Genomic DNA, 16,583 nt, shown 5'->3' with positions numbered 1-16,583 from the left:
AGAATTGCGCCGGGTGCGCCGCTGGGAAGCTGCAAAAGAGGAGCGTTTGCAATGAAAGAATACCAGAGCATGACCAAACAGGAGCTGCATGAGGAATACCAGGCAGTTCTGGCACAGTATCAGGAGTATCAGGCCAAGGGGCTGAAGCTGGATATGTCCCGCGGCAAGCCCTGCACCGAACAGCTGGAGCTGTCCAACGGGCTGCTCAGCCAGAATCAATACATCGGAGAAAACGGTGAGGATTCCCGCAACTACGGCCTGCTGCCCGGCATGCCCCAGGCCCGCCGCTTCTTTGCCGAGCTGATGGGCGTGGAGGAGAACGAGGTCATCGTGGGCGGAAATGCCTCGCTCACACTGATGTACTACATGATCGATATGGGCTGGCGTGTCGGCTTTGCGGACAGCGAGCATCCCTGGCGAATGGAAGAGAAGCTGAAATTCTTGTGCCCGGTGCCCGGCTACGACCGACATTTTGCCATCACCGAATATTTCGGCTTCGAGATGATCCCGGTGCCGATGCATGAGGATGGCCCCGATATGGACCTGGTGGAGCAGCTCGCCGCCGATCCCAGCGTGAAGGGCATCTGGTGCGTGCCGCTGTATTCCAACCCGGACGGCTACATCTACAGCGCTGAGACCGTGCGCCGCCTGGCCAGTATGAAAACCGGCGCGCCGGATTTCAAGATCATCTGGGACGATGCCTACTGTGTACACCACCTGACCGATGAGCTGTGCTCGGTTCCCGGCATCCTGACCGAGTGTAAAAAATACGGCACCCCGAACCGGCCGCTGCTGGTATGCTCCACCAGCAAGGTGACCTTCCCGGGCGCGGGCGTTGCAGCGCTGGCCGCCAGCGAGGCCAACATCCGCCACATTCTCACCCAGATGGCACCCATGGCCATCAGCTTTGACAAGATGAACCAGATGCGTCATGTGAGCTTTTTGAAGAACAAGGCGGGCGTGCTGGAGCATATGAAAAAGCACCGGGCCATTCTGGAGCCCAAATTTGAACTGATCAAGCAGGCCTTTGCCCAGCAGCTGGCTCCCTGCGGCAGCATTGCCCGCTGGACCGATCCCAAGGGCGGTTATTTCATCAGCCTGTATGTGATGGACGGCTGTGCCAAGCGTGTGGTTCAGCTGTGCAAGGAGGCCGGTGTGGTGCTCACCCCGGCGGGCTCTGCCTATCCGTACGGCAACGACCCCCAGGACCATCACCTGCGCATCGCTCCCTCGTACCCCACGGTGGCCGAGCTGGAGCAGGCAAGCCAGCTGCTCTGCATCAGTGTCCGTCTTGCCTGTCTGGAAAAGCTGCTGCAGGCCTGAAAAAACCGGATTGCAACAGCAGGTGCATCTGTGTTATAATAACGGAATCTTAAACCGCGGCACGGGGACAAGCGTAACCCGGCCGCCATCAAAGGAGGACCCCATATGAAGTGCCCTTACTGCGGCGAACTGGAATCCAAGGTAATTGATTCCCGCCCCACAGAGGACGGCGAAAAGATTCGCCGCCGCCGGGAATGCCTGCGCTGCGGCAAGCGGTTTACCACCTACGAAATCGTGGAAACCGTTCCTTTGATGGTCATTAAAAAGGACCGGTCCCGCCAGGTGTTCGACCGTCAGAAGCTGTTGGGCGGTATGCTGCGCGCCTGCGAAAAGCGTCCGGTCAGCTACGAGATGTTGGAGCGCGCGGTGGACAACATCGAGCAGTCTCTTCTGAACAGCTACGAGCGTGAGGTTACCTCCATCCACATCGGTGAGCTGGCGATGAAAGAGCTGAAGAAAATCGATGAGGTCGCCTATGTGCGGTTTGCCTCGGTCTACCGTCAGTTCTCCGATCTGAACACCTTCATGAACGAGCTGAAGGAGATGCTCAGCAAGCGCTCAGAGCAGACCGAAGAATAACCGGCGAATGCCGTTCAGCTGTGCCTTCAGTCTGCCGGTCTCACAGAAAAGATCCTGCCGGTAGTCCGCGTGCACATAGGCCGTCAGGCTGTAAAGCGAGGTCTCCAACTCGCTGAGTTTATCCCGGCGGATGAAAAGTGCCAGAACGGCCTGTTTTTTCTGGTAGGCCTGCGTTATATTGTAAAGCCGCTCTTTTGCGGTCTGGTATGCACCATCGGCGCACAGCCGTTCCACCTGTGTCAGTCCGGTCTCCAGGGAATCCAGAGAGTCGGATACCAGACGCTGGCTGGCCAGTGTGAGCAGCAGCAGCGTCGCCAGAATCACCGCAGCTGCCCGCAGCCGGTTCATAAATGCCCTTTCCACAGCCCCTTGTTCCGCTTTTGCGGAGAGGGGCTGTTTTCTTTTTTGATCAATTGATATTCGCCGCTTGTGCGCACCAGGAGCAGCATCACCTGTTCCCGGGTACAGTCCTCCTGTTTTAGAACCTGCGAAAGCCACGGATCATCCTTTTCACACAGCAGCAGCGCACCTTTCAACAGCTGACCGTCGGCAATAACCGGAACAAAAGGTTCTTCCTCTCCGGTCTTGCAGATACTGATGCTTCCGTTTGTTTCCACCACAGCCCATCGCACCTGAGCCGGGTTGAACACCTCCTTGCCGCGCAGCGCTTCCAGCAGGTCACCGGTTCCGAAGCGCAGCGCCCGCAGGGTGTCGCGGCAGATCTTTCCGTTGCGGATTACCGTGACAGGGGAGCCAAACAGCAGCCTTGCCACCCCGGGCCAGCAGAAGCACAGCCCGGACAACAGAAGCTCCAGCGCCACAATCAGGAATACAGGCACCAGGCTGGTACTAAGTGGCAGCTCCGGCGATTCGATGGAGATGGAGGCAAGATTGGAGATCAGTATGGTGGAAACAAGCTCGGCAGGCTGCAGCTCTCCCAGCTGCCGTTTTCCCATCAGCCGCATGGCCAGCAGGATGAGCAGATAGACCAGCAGTGTGCGCAGCATGAGGATCAGCATATCCGGTCCGCCTCTCTTTCAAAAGTTATGGTTTGCCGCGTCCGCTTTCCGGGCATACTAATGGCCGGAGGTGACGCAGATGCAAACGGAAGAATCGTTGTTGCCGCAGCTGCAGCAAAACATTCAGCTGCTGAAACAAAGATTTGGCAATTCAATCGACCTGTATACAAAGCCGGTGCAGATTCTGAGCATCCCATGCTGCCTGTGCATGTTTGAGGGACTTTCCACCATTGAGCGGCTGTGGGTAGTGGTGCTGGACATGCTCAGCAAAAGCGACTTTTGCCCCCGAAACGGGGAAGAGCTGTTCGATTATCTGCAGACACAAACCGACCTTCCGCTGGAAAACTCTTATGTGGAAACCGTAGATCAGCTGCGTACCCAGCTGACCGCCGGAACCACTGTGATTCTGATCGAGGGCTGCTGCAAGGCTGTGGTGCTTTCCACTCAGAACATGCAATTTCGGTCCATTCAGGAGCCCTCGGGAGAGGGAAATGTGCGCGGCTCCCGGGAGGGCTTCAGCGATCTGCTGCGCATCAACATCAGCCTGCTGCGCCGCCTGATCCGGACCGAAACCCTTACCGTGGAGACGATGATCTGCGGCGAGCGTACTGCCACCGAAGTTGCGCTGATCTATGACCGTGACCTGGCCCCGCCGGAGCTGGTGCGCCGGGTGCGTGACCGGCTCAATCGGGTTCGGATTCCGGTTCTGTTCGATTCCAGCTATCTGGCCCCGTTTTTGCAGCGGGGAGGCTTCAGCTTTTTTCAGCAGGCAGGCTACACCGAACGCCCGGCCACGGCCTGCGCCAAGCTGTGTGAGGGAAAGCTGGTAATTCTGGTGAACGGCAGCCCCTTCGCTATGGTGATCCCGTACTTCTTCAGCGAGCACTTTCAAAGCCTGGATGACTACTCCACCAAGGCCTATTTTGCCAGCTTCATCCGGATCATCAAATATGGCGCATTCTTTCTGGCAGTTCTGCTGCCCGGGGTGTTTGTTTCCATCGCGGAATATACGCCCGAGTTATTTCCGCCCCAGCTGCTCTATAAAATTGCAGCAGCGGAGGCAGCCACACCGCTTCCGCTGTTTCTGGAAATGGTTCTGGTCATCGTTTTGCTGGAAATCGTGCGGGAAGCAGGTCTGCGCCTGCCCAGACCCATCGGTCACAGCGTAAGCCTTGTGGCCGCGATTATTGTGGGCGATGCGGCGGTAAAGGCGGGAATCCTGAGCACCCCCATTGTAATCACAGCGGCGCTCACCACCATCTCCATGTTTGTGATCCCGTCGCTGTATGAACCGGCCACCGTGCTTCGTATCCTGTTCGTATTTGCCGGAGGACTGTTCGGACCGTTTGGCATTCTTGCGCTTTTGTTTATCATGCTCACCAGTATCTGCGGCATGAATTCCTTCGGCCTGCCCTATACAGCGCCTCTCATCCCCTGGAGAAACGGCGCCGTGCGTGACGGTGTGCTGCGTACCAATTGGAAACAACTGGCCCGCCGGCCCTTTTCCGTCAATGATCTGCCGGGAGGAGATGCCCATGGCACAGAATAAATCAGCTTCTCCTGCACCCGCCCAGCTGGCCGTTCTTATGGCGGCGGCTTTGCTGGCGGATGTATTTCTGCAGCCCTTCGGCCGCAGAGCATCACTTTTAACCGCACAGCACGGGATTCTGTGCGCCGCCGGGCAGATGGCCGTATTCGCCCTGCTGCTGGCTCTCCTGCGCAGGGGTGCCGGACGCGCGCTCGGCAGCAAAACCTTCTGCGTTTTGCTGAGCACTGCCATGCTGCTGTCCGCCGCATTGGAAATCATCCAGGGCGAGCGGTTTTACAGCCAGTCCATGCACACCGGTCTGCCGGTGGAGATTTTTCTGGTCCTTCTGTTTGTGGCGGTGTTCTACGGCGTCTATTCCGGGCTGGACGCGCTCACCAGAACCGCTTCAGCGGTGCTTGCGCTTACAGCTGTTTCCATGGGGTTGCTTCTGCTGTCCGTTTTGCCGCAGCTTCGGTTTGTCAACCTGCAGTCCGCGGCATTGAACGGCACAGAGCTTGCCCGTGATTTTGCAGGTCAGTTCTACCTGGCCCCGGAATTAATTTTATGGGCGGTTTTGTGGAGGCCGGAGAATTCCAAGAGACCCGACCACCGACCGGTAGCAGTTTTTGTCTGGCTTTTCGCCGCTCAGGCCCTGTTCTGCCTGTTGGGTGAAATGACCCTGGGGCCTGCCTACGAACAGGAGGAACAGCCGCTGTTCACCATTGCCCGTCTGGGCGGCATCTCGGTATTTCGCCGGTTGGATGCGCTGCACGCCTGCGTGTGGCTGCTGCTCTTTTTTGTGAAAATCACGCTGTATTTTTCCGTGTTTACCCAAAGCATCCGGCAGGTATTTCCCGCACTGCGCGGCCACAGCGCCTACTATCTGGCGGTTGCCGGGGTGATCGGTGTCTTTCTGGCCTCCTGGGGGCAGGCAGAGCAGGCCGCATACCTGATCCAGCAGGGGGGATGCCTTGCACTGCTGCTCTGGCTGGGTATCGTTCGAATCACCGCAGGGAGGAAACAAGAATGAAGCTATTGAAACTGGCCGCGCCGCTGTTGATCGCGGCAGCTCTGTGCGGCTGTGCTTCCACCGGTCTTGGCGATAAGGTGATCGTGAAGGCTCTGCTGCTGGACTACCAGAAGGAATACCTTGCCCAGGTCCTGGTTCTGGAGCCGCAGCCCAGTGCAGATGCCGGGGAGGCCGCGGAAACCATCCGATTGATTGAAGGCAGCGGGAGCACCCTCGCTGAAGCAATTCAGGAAGCGGAATCCGCCCGGGCCGAGGAACTGTTTTACGGGCAGAACGAACTGCTGCTGCTCGGGCCCGGGCTGCAGGAGAAGGGAATGCCCGAGTGCTGCCGCTTTCTTTATGACAATTCCGCCGGACGGCCCAATATGGCAGTATGGGGAATCAACCGGCCCGCAAGTGAACAGCCGCTCAATGAAGAAAACGCCGGAGCTGTGCTGGATTCGATCCGCAGGCTGGGGGAACGGGGAGAGTACCATACCTATCTGTACCAGCTTGCGTCAGCACAAGGCGGCGGCCTTTTGCCGCTGGTGCGCTTGTCCGAAGAAAGCAATGTGCAGATGGAGGGCCTCGCTCTGTATAAGGACGGTACTCCCGCAGCCCGATTCACCGGCAGTGAAACTGTGCTGGCCGCCCTGCTCAGCGGCCAGACCGGTACCGGGCAGCTCCGGGTGGAAGGGGAAAGCGGCCCGGTCACTCTGACCATTCGTTCTCCCAAGCTGATTTACGAATGCGTGGAGCAGGAAAACTCCCTGCATCTTGCGATCCGGCTTTCCGGTCACGTGGAGCAGATGACCGGAGAAAACCTGCCCGCTTCCCGGGAGCAGCGGCGGGAGCTGCTGAAGCAATTCAACACCCAGCTGGAACAAATGGCGCAGGAGGTAATCCGGCAAAGCTTTACTCCGGGTACTGACCCTTTCTGCTTTCTAAGCCGCTTTCGCAACCGAAACGAACAGCTGACGATTCGTCTGGAAGAGACGGAGACCCTTTATCAGCCTGGCAGCGTGGAATTCTCCAGCGCTCTGCAGCTGCTGTAAACATTTCAAAGGCCCCGCGATGGAAATCGTCTCCCGTCGCAGGGCTTTCTTTGTGTTAAGCGCCCTTCATAGCAAAAAATCACTCGCTGAAAACGAGACTGATCTGCAGCATTTGCTGCGATAGTTGCCCTTTTCCGGGCAAACCGGTAAAGCTGACCCCGGAGCATCTGCAGTTCATGCATTCCCTTTGGCTTTTCTTGCAAATCAAATTGATAATCTTTACGCAATCATGTATAATAAAAGCAACTCTGATATTTCATCAAAAAGGAAGGGTGTTCTTTATGCCGGCATTTTCCGTACCTCTGAGCAAAGTAGCGGAACAGCTGAATCTTGAAACAGTCTATGCGCCGAAGGAATTGAACGAGATCCCCATCTACACGGCGGATGTTAACCGTCCGGGTATCGTACTTGCGGGCTATTACCAGTACTTTGACGCCAACCGAATTCAGATTTTCGGCATGGTCGAGATGTCTTATTTGCAGGAGCTGCCCGCAGCTACCCGACGCGCTCATCTTGAGCGTCTGTTTGAGCTCACGCCCCCGGCGGTGCTCATCAGCCGCAGCCTGGAACCCCTGCCGGAAATGATCGATTTTGCCCGGATGTACTCTGTTCCCGTACTGTCCTCCGCAGAATCCACTTCCACCCTGATGAGTGCACTGATCAGCCTGCTGAATGTGGAGCTGGCGCCCCGTGTTACCCGCCACGGCGTTTTCATTGAGGTGTACGGCGAAGGCATTCTGATCCTGGGCGACAGCGGCGTGGGCAAGAGCGAGACCGCAGTGGAGCTGGTTAAACGTGGCCACCGCCTGATCGCCGACGACGCGGTGGAGCTGCGCCGCACCTCCAGCCGCACCATCGTGGGCACCGCACCGGAAAACATCCGCCATTTCATCGAGCTGCGTGGCATCGGTATCGTAAACGTGGCCCGTATCTTTGGTATCGGTTCGGTTAAGGTCAGCGAGAAGGTGGACCTGGTGGTGGATCTGGAGCCCTGGGACAAGACCAAAAACTACAGCCGCACCGGCCTGGAAACCGATTTTTACGATATTCTGGGCGTGCAGATTCCCAAGACTGTGATCCCTGTAATGCCCGGCCGTAACCTGGCGGTAATCCTGGAAACGGCCGCCATCAACAACCGTCAGAAAAAGATGGGCTACAACGCTGCCAAGGAGCTTCTTGCTCGCCTTGGTCTGGATGAAGACATCGGCATCTGACGCAGAAGGGGAGCATATACTTTGTATCAAATCGCAGCAGATCTGCACACCCATACGCTGGTATCCAACCACGCGTTCAACACCATCACCGAAATGGCTGCCAAGGCGGCATCCATGGGGTATAAAGCCATTGCGGTTACCGACCACGGCTGCGCAATGCCGGATTCTCCCCACATCTGGTACTTCAACAATCTTGTTCGCTTGCCGGATGTGCTGGAGGGCATTCCCGTTCTGAAGGGTGTCGAGGCAAATGTGATGGACCTGAACGGAACACTGGATTTTTCGCAGGAGCAGCTGGCGCAGTTCGACTGGGTCATTGCCTCTATTCATGGGGATTGTTTGCCCGGAAAACTTACCGTTGAGCAGGCTACGGAACTATGGCTTAACGTGGCGAAAAAACCGTATGTAGATATGATCGGCCACTCGGAACAGGCCGATCATGTGTATGATTACGAGCGAGTCACCCGGGAATTTGCCGCTTATAACAAAGTGGTGGAACTGAACGGAAACTCCTTTTCTGTACGCCCGCAAGGTGCAGCGAACATGAAGGCGCTTGCTCTTGCCTGTAAAAAAAGCGGTTGTAAGATTGCTTTAAACAGCGACGCACACTCCATTTATCATCTGGAGCGGGGTGTTTCTCATTTGTATACGATCTTGGAGGAAATCAATTTCCCCCAGGAGCTGATCATCAATGGTTCCGGTGAAAATCTTCGCCGCGAACTGGAAATACATAACAAAAAAATCGTAGATCGGATCGGAGAGTTGTTGAGATGAAGAAGTATACCATTGGCGTGGATCTGGGCGGTACTACCATTACTGCAGGTATTGTTGACGAAGACTTCAAGGTGCTGCATAAATGCACCTGCGACACCGATCTGCCTCAGCCTGAGGAGGTCATCGAAGAGAAGATCGCCAACCTGTGCCGTCAGGTGCTGGTAGAAAGCAATTTGACTCTGGATGACCTGCATTGGGTTGGCATCGGCACCCCGGGCAGTGTAAACAGCCGGACGGGTGTAGTAGACTTTAACGCCAATTTCGGTTATTATGATTGGGAGCTGCGCGCACACATGGAGCAGCGTCTGGGCTGCAAGGTCTATATTGAAAACGACGCAAACGCGGCTGCTTACGGTGAGTTTATCGCTGGCGGCGCCCGCGGCGCAAAGTATGCTGTGGTCATTACCCTGGGCACCGGTATCGGCGGCGGCATCATCATCGACGGCAAGATTTTTGCCGGCTTCAACTACGCGGGCGCCGAACTGGGCCACATGGTAATCCAGAAGGATGGTCGCCCCTGCATGTGCGGTCGAAACGGCTGCTGGGAAAAGTACGCTTCCGCCCGCGCTCTGGCCGAGGATACCAAAGCCGCGATGCTGTCCCACCCCAAGAACATGATGTGGGAGCTGGTAAACGGCGATATCACCAAGGTTGGCGCTAAGACTGCTTTTGACGGCATGGCTGCCGGCGACGAGCTGGCCACCCAGCTGATCAACAAGTTTGTGGAGTATGTGGCCTGCGGCCTGACCAACGTGGTCAACATCTTCCAGCCCGAGATTATCTGCATTGGCGGCGGCGTATCCAAGCAGGGCGAGGTTCTGCTGGCCCCTGTACGCAAGCTGGTCAACTGGGAAGACTATGCCCGGGACGGCAAACGCCGTGTAACCATCAAGCCCGCTGAGCTGTTCAACGATGCCGGCGTTGTGGGCGCTGCCTGGCTGGGCAACCAGGAAAAACTTTAATTTTTAGGAGGCCATATTATGGCGTGCATGGAGCACTTAAAGCAAAAACTGGAGGAAGCAGCGATCCCTTATTCCTGCGGCGAGCCCCTTGCACGCCACACAAGCTTCCAGATCGGCGGTCCTGCCGCCCTGTTCTGCACCCCTCACACCACTCAGCAGCTGATCCAAGCGCTGGCGTTGTGCCGCACCGAGGGTGTGCGAACCTATATTCTGGGCAACGGGTCCAATCTTCTGTTCAGCGATAAGGGATTTGACGGTGTGGTTCTCTGCACCCGGTCGCTCCAGCCGGAAATCCGGGTAGAAGGGGAACGCATCATCGCCGGTGCCGGCGTGTCGCTCAAACAGGTTTGCGAAGAGGCTGCCCGTCAGGGACTTACCGGACTGGAATTCGCTTATGGCATACCGGGCAGCCTGGGCGGCGCTGTGTATATGAATGCAGGTGCCTATGGCGGCGAGACCCGTGATGTGCTGCTGAGCGTGGAGTTTGTGGACGAAGCCGGACAGGTACGGTCCCTGCCCGCGGATCAGCTGGAACTGGGGTATCGTACCAGCGTGTTTGCGCGTACCGGTTGGTGTGTATTGCAGGCTACGCTGCAGCTGGCCAAAGGTAATCGGGAAGAGATTCTTGCCAAGATGGATGACCTGATGAACCGCAGAAAAGAAAAACAGCCGCTGGAATATCCCAGTGCGGGCAGTGCATTCAAGCGACCGGAAGGTGCATTTGCAGGCAGCCTGATCGAACAGTGCGGCCTGCGCGGGTACCGTGTAGGTGATGCTGCAATCAGCGAGAAGCATTGCGGTTTCATTGTGAATCTCGGCCATGCCAGCTGTGCGGATGTGCTGGAACTGGCTCGACAAGTAAGCGAGCGGGTACATCAGCAGACCGGCTTTGTGCTGGAAAAAGAGATCCGCGTAGTGGAATAATTATGTGCATGACCGGCTGCTGGCGATCGGCAGCCGGTCATGCAGGTTATATTGGATGAAAAAATCAACAGGAAAAGGAGAGACGCACCATGGAGCTGCTGGTTGTAACCGGCCTTTCCGGAGCGGGAAAGTCCCTTGCGGTAAATGCATTGGAAGATATCGGCTATTTTTGTATCGACAACATTCCGGCCGGGTTGATGCCCCGCCTGCTGGATTTTGCTCTGCAGGGCGAAACAATGCTGGAGAAAGTGGCTGTTGTTGTGGACATCCGCGGCTGCCGCACCAGAAGCGATGTGCAGGAGGCACTGACCAGCATGGACAGCCGCCAAGTTCCTTACCGGGTGCTGTTCCTGGACGCTTCCGATGATGTGCTTGCCCGCCGTTACAAAGAGACCCGGCGTATCCATCCGCTCTGCGTGCAGGAAGGTGTCTCCATGACCGATGCCATTGAACAGGAGCGGAAGATCCTTCAGCCCTTCTTTGAGCGGGCCGATTTCGTGGTGGATACCTCACTGCTTTCAGCTGCCCAGAACAAGGAACGGATCTGCAAGCTGTTTTTGCACCAGAATCAGCAGCCAATGGTATTGACCATTCTTTCCTTTGGCTTCAAATACGGTCTTCCCAAAGAGGCCGATGTGGTATTTGACGTACGTTGCCTGCCCAACCCCTTCTATATTCCGGAACTGAAGGAGAAAACCGGCCTGGACAGTGAGGTTGTGGATTACGTAATGAAATTCGAACAATCGCAGGAGCTGCTCCAGCGTATTCTGGATCTCTTGGATTACTCGCTGCCTCTGTATATCAAAGAAGGCAAAAGCCAGCTGACCATTGCTGTTGGCTGTACCGGCGGCAAGCATCGCTCCATTACCTTCGCGCGCAAGATCGCGGAGCATTGCCAGACCCTGGGCTATGGCCCAATTCTTTATCATCGCGATCAGAAACGCGTACTTTAATGAAAGGGCATCGGAAACCGAATGAGCTTTTCACAGGATGTTAAAACCGAGATCACCCAAAAGAAAATTGCCCGGCCCTGCTGCCTGCTGGCTGCCAGCTATGGCGCGGCCTGCTTCAGCCGCTATTTCGACGGTCGGGGTGTTGTCTTCCAAACAGAGCTGGGCGGCGCTGCTCACTATGTCAAACGCATCTTTCATTTGTGCGGCATCGAAGGCAGTGTAACCAGCAAGCAGCGGCCCAGTGGCATGGTTTACGAATTCAAAGTGGACGAGCCGGAGCAGGTCCGGCTGATGCTGGAAAAATTTCACTGTGATCCGGACCAGATCAGCCTGCGCATCGATCCCACTCTGCTGCGCTGCCCTCAATGCAGTGCAGCTTTTCTGGCCGCTGCATTTGTTTGCTGCGGCACCATGACCGATCCCAAAAAGGAGTACAATCTGGAGTTTCTGTCCAACCGACACAATCTGGCACGGGACCTGGAGGGGATTCTGGCGGAGCATGAATTCCGCCCCCACCGCACCCTGCGCAAGGGAGTAAACGTGGTGTACATTAAAGCCAGCGAACAGATCGAGGAACTTCTGGCATTCATGGGGGCAGGCAATGCGGCCATGGAGATCATGAACCACAAGGTAATCAAGGAACTGCGCAACAAGACCAATCGCCTGACAAACTGCGAAACCGCCAACATGGACAAAACTGCAACCGCAAACGTTCAGGTAACGCGGGCCATCGAATATCTCAAACAGAACCACATGTTCGATGGCCTGAGCCAGCCTTTGCGGGAAGCGGCTGAGCTGCGGCTGGCCTGGCCGGATCTTTCGCTTTCCCAATTGGCAGAAAAGAGCCCTCAGCCCATCAGCAAATCAGGGCTCAGCCACCGGCTGAAAAAGCTGGAACGTCTGGCATCTGAACTGCAGCAAAGGAGAACCAATGGCTGATACCAACAAGCAATTTACTCATCTGCATGTCCACACGGAATACAGTCTTCTGGATGGTGCCTGCCGGATCGATCGGATCTTTGAGCGAGTCAAGGAACTGGGGCAGACCTCCATTGCCATCACCGACCACGGCGTGATGTACGGCTGTGTGGATTTTTACAAGGCTGCAAAAAAGGCAGGCATCAAGCCCATCATCGGCTGCGAGGTCTATGTGGCCAACCGCTCCCGCTTTGATAAGGTCAACCGGATCGACGGTTCCAACCATCTGGTCCTGCTGTGCAAAAATGAGACCGGCTATAAAAATCTGATAAAGCTGGTTTCCGCCGGCTTTATTGAGGGCTTCTATTCCAAGCCTCGTGTGGACAAGGAACTGCTGGAACAGCACCACGAGGGACTGATCTGTCTTTCTGCCTGTCTGGCGGGTGAGGTGCCCCAGGCACTTCTGGCCGGCGATTACGAAAAAGCTCGCCAGGTCGCACTGTATTACAACAATCTGTTCGGGCAGGGAAATTACTACATCGAGATTCAGGATCACGGCATCGAAGAGCAGCAGCAGGTCCTTCCGTTGCTGATTCGTCTTGCCCGTGAAACGGGAATCCCGCTGGTGGCCACCAACGACTCCCACTATTTACGCAGGGAAGACAGCAAGATGCAGAGCATTCTGATCTGCATCCAGACCGGCAAAACCATCCAGGATGACGATAAGCTGGAATTTGAGACCGATGAATTTTATCTGAAAAGCACCGACGAGATGTACGAGCTGTTTGCCATTGCGCCGGATGCCTGCGAAAACACCAACCGTATCGCAGAACAATGCAACTTCGATTTTGAATTCGGTGTGACCAAACTGCCTTATTTTGAAGCGCCGGACGGAATGGACAACCAGGCCTACTTTGAAAAGCTGTGCTACGAGGGTCTTACCCGCCGTTACGGAAATGATCCGGCGCCGGAAATCCGTGAGCGTCTGGATTACGAGATCGACGTAATCCGCCGCATGGGCTACACCAACTACTATCTGATTGTTTTCGATTTCATCAACTACGCAAAAACCCAGGGCATCCCGGTGGGCCCCGGCCGAGGAAGCGGTGCCGGCAGCCTGGCCGCCTATTGCGTGGGCATTACAAACATCGATCCCATCCGCTACAATCTGCTGTTCGAACGATTTTTGAACCCGGAACGGGTGAGCATGCCGGACTTTGACGTGGACTTCTGTTATGAACGCCGGCAGGAGGTGATCGACTATGTGAACAACAAGTACGGTCACGATCATGTGGCCCAGATCATCACCTTCGGAACCATGGCAGCCCGGGCTGCTTTGCGGGACGTGGGCCGCGTAATGGACATGCCTTATGCTGCGGTGGACGCAGTGGCAAAGCTGGTTCCCATGGAGCTGAAAATGACCCTGCACCGTGCTCTGGAGGTATCGCCGGAGCTGAAAGCCCGTTATGATTCCGACGAGCAGGTGAGGGAACTGGTGGACACTGCCATCAAGATCGAGGGCATGCCCCGCCACGCCTCCACCCATGCGGCAGGTGTGGTAATTACCCGGGAAGCAGCCAACGAGTACGTCCCGCTTGCCTGCAACGACGGCGTTCCCGTGACCCAGTTTACCATGACCACCATCGAGGAGCTGGGCCTTTTAAAAATGGACTTTTTGGGCCTGCGCACCCTTACGGTAATTCGGGATGCGGAGCGGATGATTCAGCGTCGGGTGCCGGAGTTCTCGGTTGAAAAAATGCCTTATGATGATCCGGCCACCTACGAAATGCTGGGCCAGAGCGAAACGGAGGGTGTGTTCCAGCTGGAAAGCACCGGCATGAAGCAGGTGCTTCTGGGTCTTCGCCCCCAGAACCTGGAAGACATCATCGCTCTGATCTCGCTGTATCGCCCGGGTCCCATGGATTCCATCCCCACCTATCTGCGCAACCGCCATGAGCCGGGGAAGATTCACTACAAGGTTCCTCAGCTGGCGCATATTCTGGACGTAACCAACGGCTGCATTGTGTATCAGGAGCAGGTCATGCAGATCTGCCGGGAGCTGGCGGGCTTCTCGCTCGGTCAGGCCGACCTGGTGCGCCGTGCCATGAGCAAGAAAAAGCACGATGTCATGGAACGGGAGCGTCAGAACTTTGTTTACGGCAGCAAGGAACCGGGATCGGAATGTGTAGGCTGCATTGCCAACGGCATCGACGAAAAGACCGCCAACGAGATCTTTGACGATATGTCCAGCTTTGCCTCCTACGCCTTCAATAAATCCCATGCGGCCTGTTATGCCTATGTGGCGTATCAGACAGCTTACCTGAAATGCCATTATCCCAATGAATTCATGGCCGCCCTGCTCACCAGTGTGCTGGACAACACCGACAAGGTGATCGAGTATTCCGGCGAGTGCCAGCGGCTGGGCATCAAGGTGCTGCCCCCCAACATCAATGTGAGTGACGGCGGCTTCACTGTGGACGGAGCAAACATCCGTTTTGGCCTGAATGCAGTCAAGAATGTGGGCCGGAACCTGATTGCCGCGGTGGTCCGCGAACGTCAGGACCAGCCCTTCCGCTCACTGTATGATTTCTGCCGCCGGATGTACGGCTGTGAAATCAACCGCCGGGCTGTGGAGAGTCTGATCAAGAGCGGCGCATTTGATAGCCTGGGTTCCACCCGCCGGGCCATGCTCCAGTGTATTGAGGGCATTCTGAAAAGCGTAGAGACCGACAGCCGCAAAAATCTGGAAGGTCAGCTTGACCTGTTCAGCCAGAACGGTGATCAGGAATCGGTAAACGACTACGTGATTCCCGCACTGGAAGAATTCCCCACCGGAGAGCTGCTGCAGATGGAAAAAGAGGTGAGCGGCCTGTATCTGAGCGGACACCCGTTGGACGCTTATCGGGAAATCATCAAAAATATATCCAGCTGCAAGATTAGTGAATTGACAGGGGAAGGCGCCAAAGCTTACGATAATAAAGTGGTCAACATTGTTTGCGCGGTAATTAAAAGCAAATTTATGACGACCCGCTCCAACACCATGATGGCCTTTACCAACGTGGAGGACCTGAGCGGTACCATGGAGATTCTGGTATTCCCGAAGATCCTGCTCAACTGCAGGGACGCGCTGCAGGAAAATGCTGTTGTGGTCATCACCGGCCGCGTTTCGGTAAAGGAAGACGAAGCGGCCAAGCTGGTGGCGGAAACTATTGTTCCCATTGAACAATACCAGGCACGCCGTTCGGAAAACCCGGCAGCGGGCAGCATGGAAGAAAAGAAGACTCAAGCACCTAAGAAGGGATTGTATCTGAAGCTTCCCAGCCAGAACAGCATACAGTTCCGCAAGGTGACGAACCTGCTCAGTGGTATCTTTGATGGCAGTATGCCGGTCTACATGTATTTTGAAGATCGCAACCAGCTGACACTGGCACCTCGCAGCCTGTGGGCATTGGACCATGAACTGCTTTACCCTGAATTACGCCGAATTTTAGGCGACAGGAATGTTGTTACAAAATAGTTGGTCAATCGGGCAAACTTTTTGGCGACAAACTACGCAGAAAGTTTTGCATTTATGTTGCCAGGGTGTTATAATTATAGCAATGTCAAATTTCGATTTGATTTAGGAGGGGCATTATTATGTATAAGGAAATCAAAACCATCGGTGTATTGACCAGCGGCGGCGACGCACCCGGCATGAACGCTGCGGTTCGTGCGGTTGTTCGTACCGCTCTGAGCAAGGGCATCAAGGTGATCGGTATTCAGCGCGGCTACAACGGCCTGCTGAACGGCGAGGTTCGCGAGATGGACCTGCGCAGCGTGTCCGAGATCATTCACCGCGGCGGTACTGTTCTGTACACCGCCCGTTGCCTCGAGTTCGTGACTGCCGAAGGTCAGAAGAAGGGCGCTGAGAAGTGCAAAGAGCTGGGCATCGACGCGATGGTTGTAATCGGCGGCGATGGTTCCTTCAAGGGCGCTCGCGCTCTGGCCAACCTGGGCATTCCCTGCATCGGTATCCCCGGCACCATCGACAACGACATTGCCTGCAGCGAGTACACCATCGGCTACGACACCGCCATGAACACCGCTGTGGAAATGATCGATAAGCTACGCGACACCACCCAGAGCCATGACCGCTGCAGTGTGGTTGAGGTTATGGGCCGCAATGCCGGCTATATTGCTCTGAACGTGGGCATCGCTACCGGCGCTCTGGCTATCCTGATCCCCGAGCGTCCCTATGATCTGGAACACGACATTATCTCCCGTATGAACCAGACCCAGAAGACCGGCAAGAAGCACTTCATCGTAATCGTAGCCGAGGGTGTTGG

General features: G+C 55.9%; 15 protein-coding genes. 13 read left to right on the top strand and 2 right to left on the bottom strand.

What is annotated here, in order from left to right; translation table 11 throughout:
• Window positions 1-51: 51 nt before the first annotated feature.
• Window positions 52-1,323, top strand: a complete 1,272-nt coding sequence (locus J7G73_RS07535; RefSeq protein WP_291245804.1) for an aminotransferase class I/II-fold pyridoxal phosphate-dependent enzyme — start codon at window positions 52-54, stop codon at window positions 1,321-1,323.
• A gap of 105 nt (window positions 1,324-1,428) precedes the next feature.
• Window positions 1,429-1,902, top strand: coding sequence for a transcriptional regulator NrdR (gene nrdR, locus J7G73_RS07530; RefSeq protein ID WP_087293454.1), 474 nt, complete (start codon window positions 1,429-1,431; stop codon window positions 1,900-1,902).
• On the opposite strand, the gene J7G73_RS07525 is transcribed toward nrdR, so the two are convergent.
• Window positions 1,882-2,250, bottom strand: coding sequence for a DUF4363 family protein (locus J7G73_RS07525; protein ID WP_291245803.1), 369 nt, complete (start codon window positions 2,248-2,250; stop codon window positions 1,882-1,884). The genes nrdR and J7G73_RS07525 overlap by 21 nt on opposite strands.
• On the bottom strand, window positions 2,247-2,921 hold the full coding sequence (locus J7G73_RS07520; RefSeq protein WP_291245802.1) for a DUF421 domain-containing protein: 675 nt from the start codon (window positions 2,919-2,921) through the stop codon (window positions 2,247-2,249). The genes J7G73_RS07525 and J7G73_RS07520 overlap by 4 nt, the downstream gene beginning before the upstream one ends.
• 79 nt (window positions 2,922-3,000) lie before the next feature.
• On the opposite strand from J7G73_RS07520, the gene J7G73_RS07515 reads away from it, so the two are divergent.
• The 11 genes from J7G73_RS07515 to J7G73_RS07465 form a co-directional block, all read left to right on the top strand.
• Window positions 3,001-4,470 carry a spore germination protein gene (locus J7G73_RS07515; protein WP_291245801.1) on the top strand — a complete coding sequence of 490 codons (1,470 nt, stop codon included), beginning with the start codon at window positions 3,001-3,003 and terminating at the stop codon, window positions 4,468-4,470.
• Window positions 4,457-5,479: a GerAB/ArcD/ProY family transporter gene (locus tag J7G73_RS07510; protein WP_291245800.1), complete on the top strand. Its 1,023-nt coding sequence runs from the start codon at window positions 4,457-4,459 to the stop codon at window positions 5,477-5,479. Before J7G73_RS07515 ends, J7G73_RS07510 begins: the two co-directional genes overlap by 14 nt.
• Window positions 5,476-6,513, top strand: a complete 1,038-nt coding sequence (locus J7G73_RS07505) for a Ger(x)C family spore germination C-terminal domain-containing protein (protein WP_291245799.1) — start codon at window positions 5,476-5,478, stop codon at window positions 6,511-6,513. Before J7G73_RS07510 ends, J7G73_RS07505 begins: the two co-directional genes overlap by 4 nt.
• A 281-nt stretch (window positions 6,514-6,794) precedes the next feature.
• Window positions 6,795-7,727, top strand: coding sequence for an HPr(Ser) kinase/phosphatase (gene hprK / locus J7G73_RS07500; RefSeq protein WP_087181507.1), 933 nt, complete (start codon window positions 6,795-6,797; stop codon window positions 7,725-7,727).
• 21 nt (window positions 7,728-7,748) lie between these two features.
• The gene (locus J7G73_RS07495) at window positions 7,749-8,501 is read left to right on the top strand and encodes a phosphatase (protein ID WP_291245798.1); all 753 of its coding nucleotides are present in this window, start codon (window positions 7,749-7,751) and stop codon (window positions 8,499-8,501) included.
• Window positions 8,498-9,463, top strand: coding sequence for an ROK family glucokinase (locus J7G73_RS07490; RefSeq protein ID WP_087293469.1), 966 nt, complete (start codon window positions 8,498-8,500; stop codon window positions 9,461-9,463). The genes J7G73_RS07495 and J7G73_RS07490 overlap by 4 nt, the downstream gene beginning before the upstream one ends.
• 18 nt (window positions 9,464-9,481) lie before the next feature.
• Window positions 9,482-10,387 carry a UDP-N-acetylmuramate dehydrogenase gene (gene murB / locus J7G73_RS07485; protein WP_343212733.1) on the top strand — a complete coding sequence of 302 codons (906 nt, stop codon included), beginning with the start codon at window positions 9,482-9,484 and terminating at the stop codon, window positions 10,385-10,387.
• A gap of 89 nt (window positions 10,388-10,476) precedes the next feature.
• Window positions 10,477-11,340 carry an RNase adapter RapZ gene (gene rapZ / locus J7G73_RS07480; protein WP_291245797.1) on the top strand — a complete coding sequence of 288 codons (864 nt, stop codon included), beginning with the start codon at window positions 10,477-10,479 and terminating at the stop codon, window positions 11,338-11,340.
• Window positions 11,341-11,361: 21 nt separating this feature from the next.
• Window positions 11,362-12,279, top strand: a complete 918-nt coding sequence (gene whiA, locus J7G73_RS07475) for a DNA-binding protein WhiA (RefSeq protein ID WP_291245796.1) — start codon at window positions 11,362-11,364, stop codon at window positions 12,277-12,279.
• Window positions 12,272-15,775 carry a DNA polymerase III subunit alpha gene (locus J7G73_RS07470; protein WP_291245795.1) on the top strand — a complete coding sequence of 1,168 codons (3,504 nt, stop codon included), beginning with the start codon at window positions 12,272-12,274 and terminating at the stop codon, window positions 15,773-15,775. The genes whiA and J7G73_RS07470 overlap by 8 nt, the downstream gene beginning before the upstream one ends.
• Window positions 15,776-15,894: 119 nt before the next feature.
• Window positions 15,895-16,583 (top strand): ATP-dependent 6-phosphofructokinase (locus tag J7G73_RS07465; RefSeq protein ID WP_291245794.1); only part of this gene is annotated, 689 nt, incomplete at its 3' end.

This window comes from Allofournierella sp. (assembly GCF_017889395.1).
Taxonomy (GTDB): Bacteria; Bacillota; Clostridia; order Oscillospirales; family Ruminococcaceae; genus Allofournierella.
This window is presented reverse-complemented; position numbering and strand designations above follow the sequence as displayed.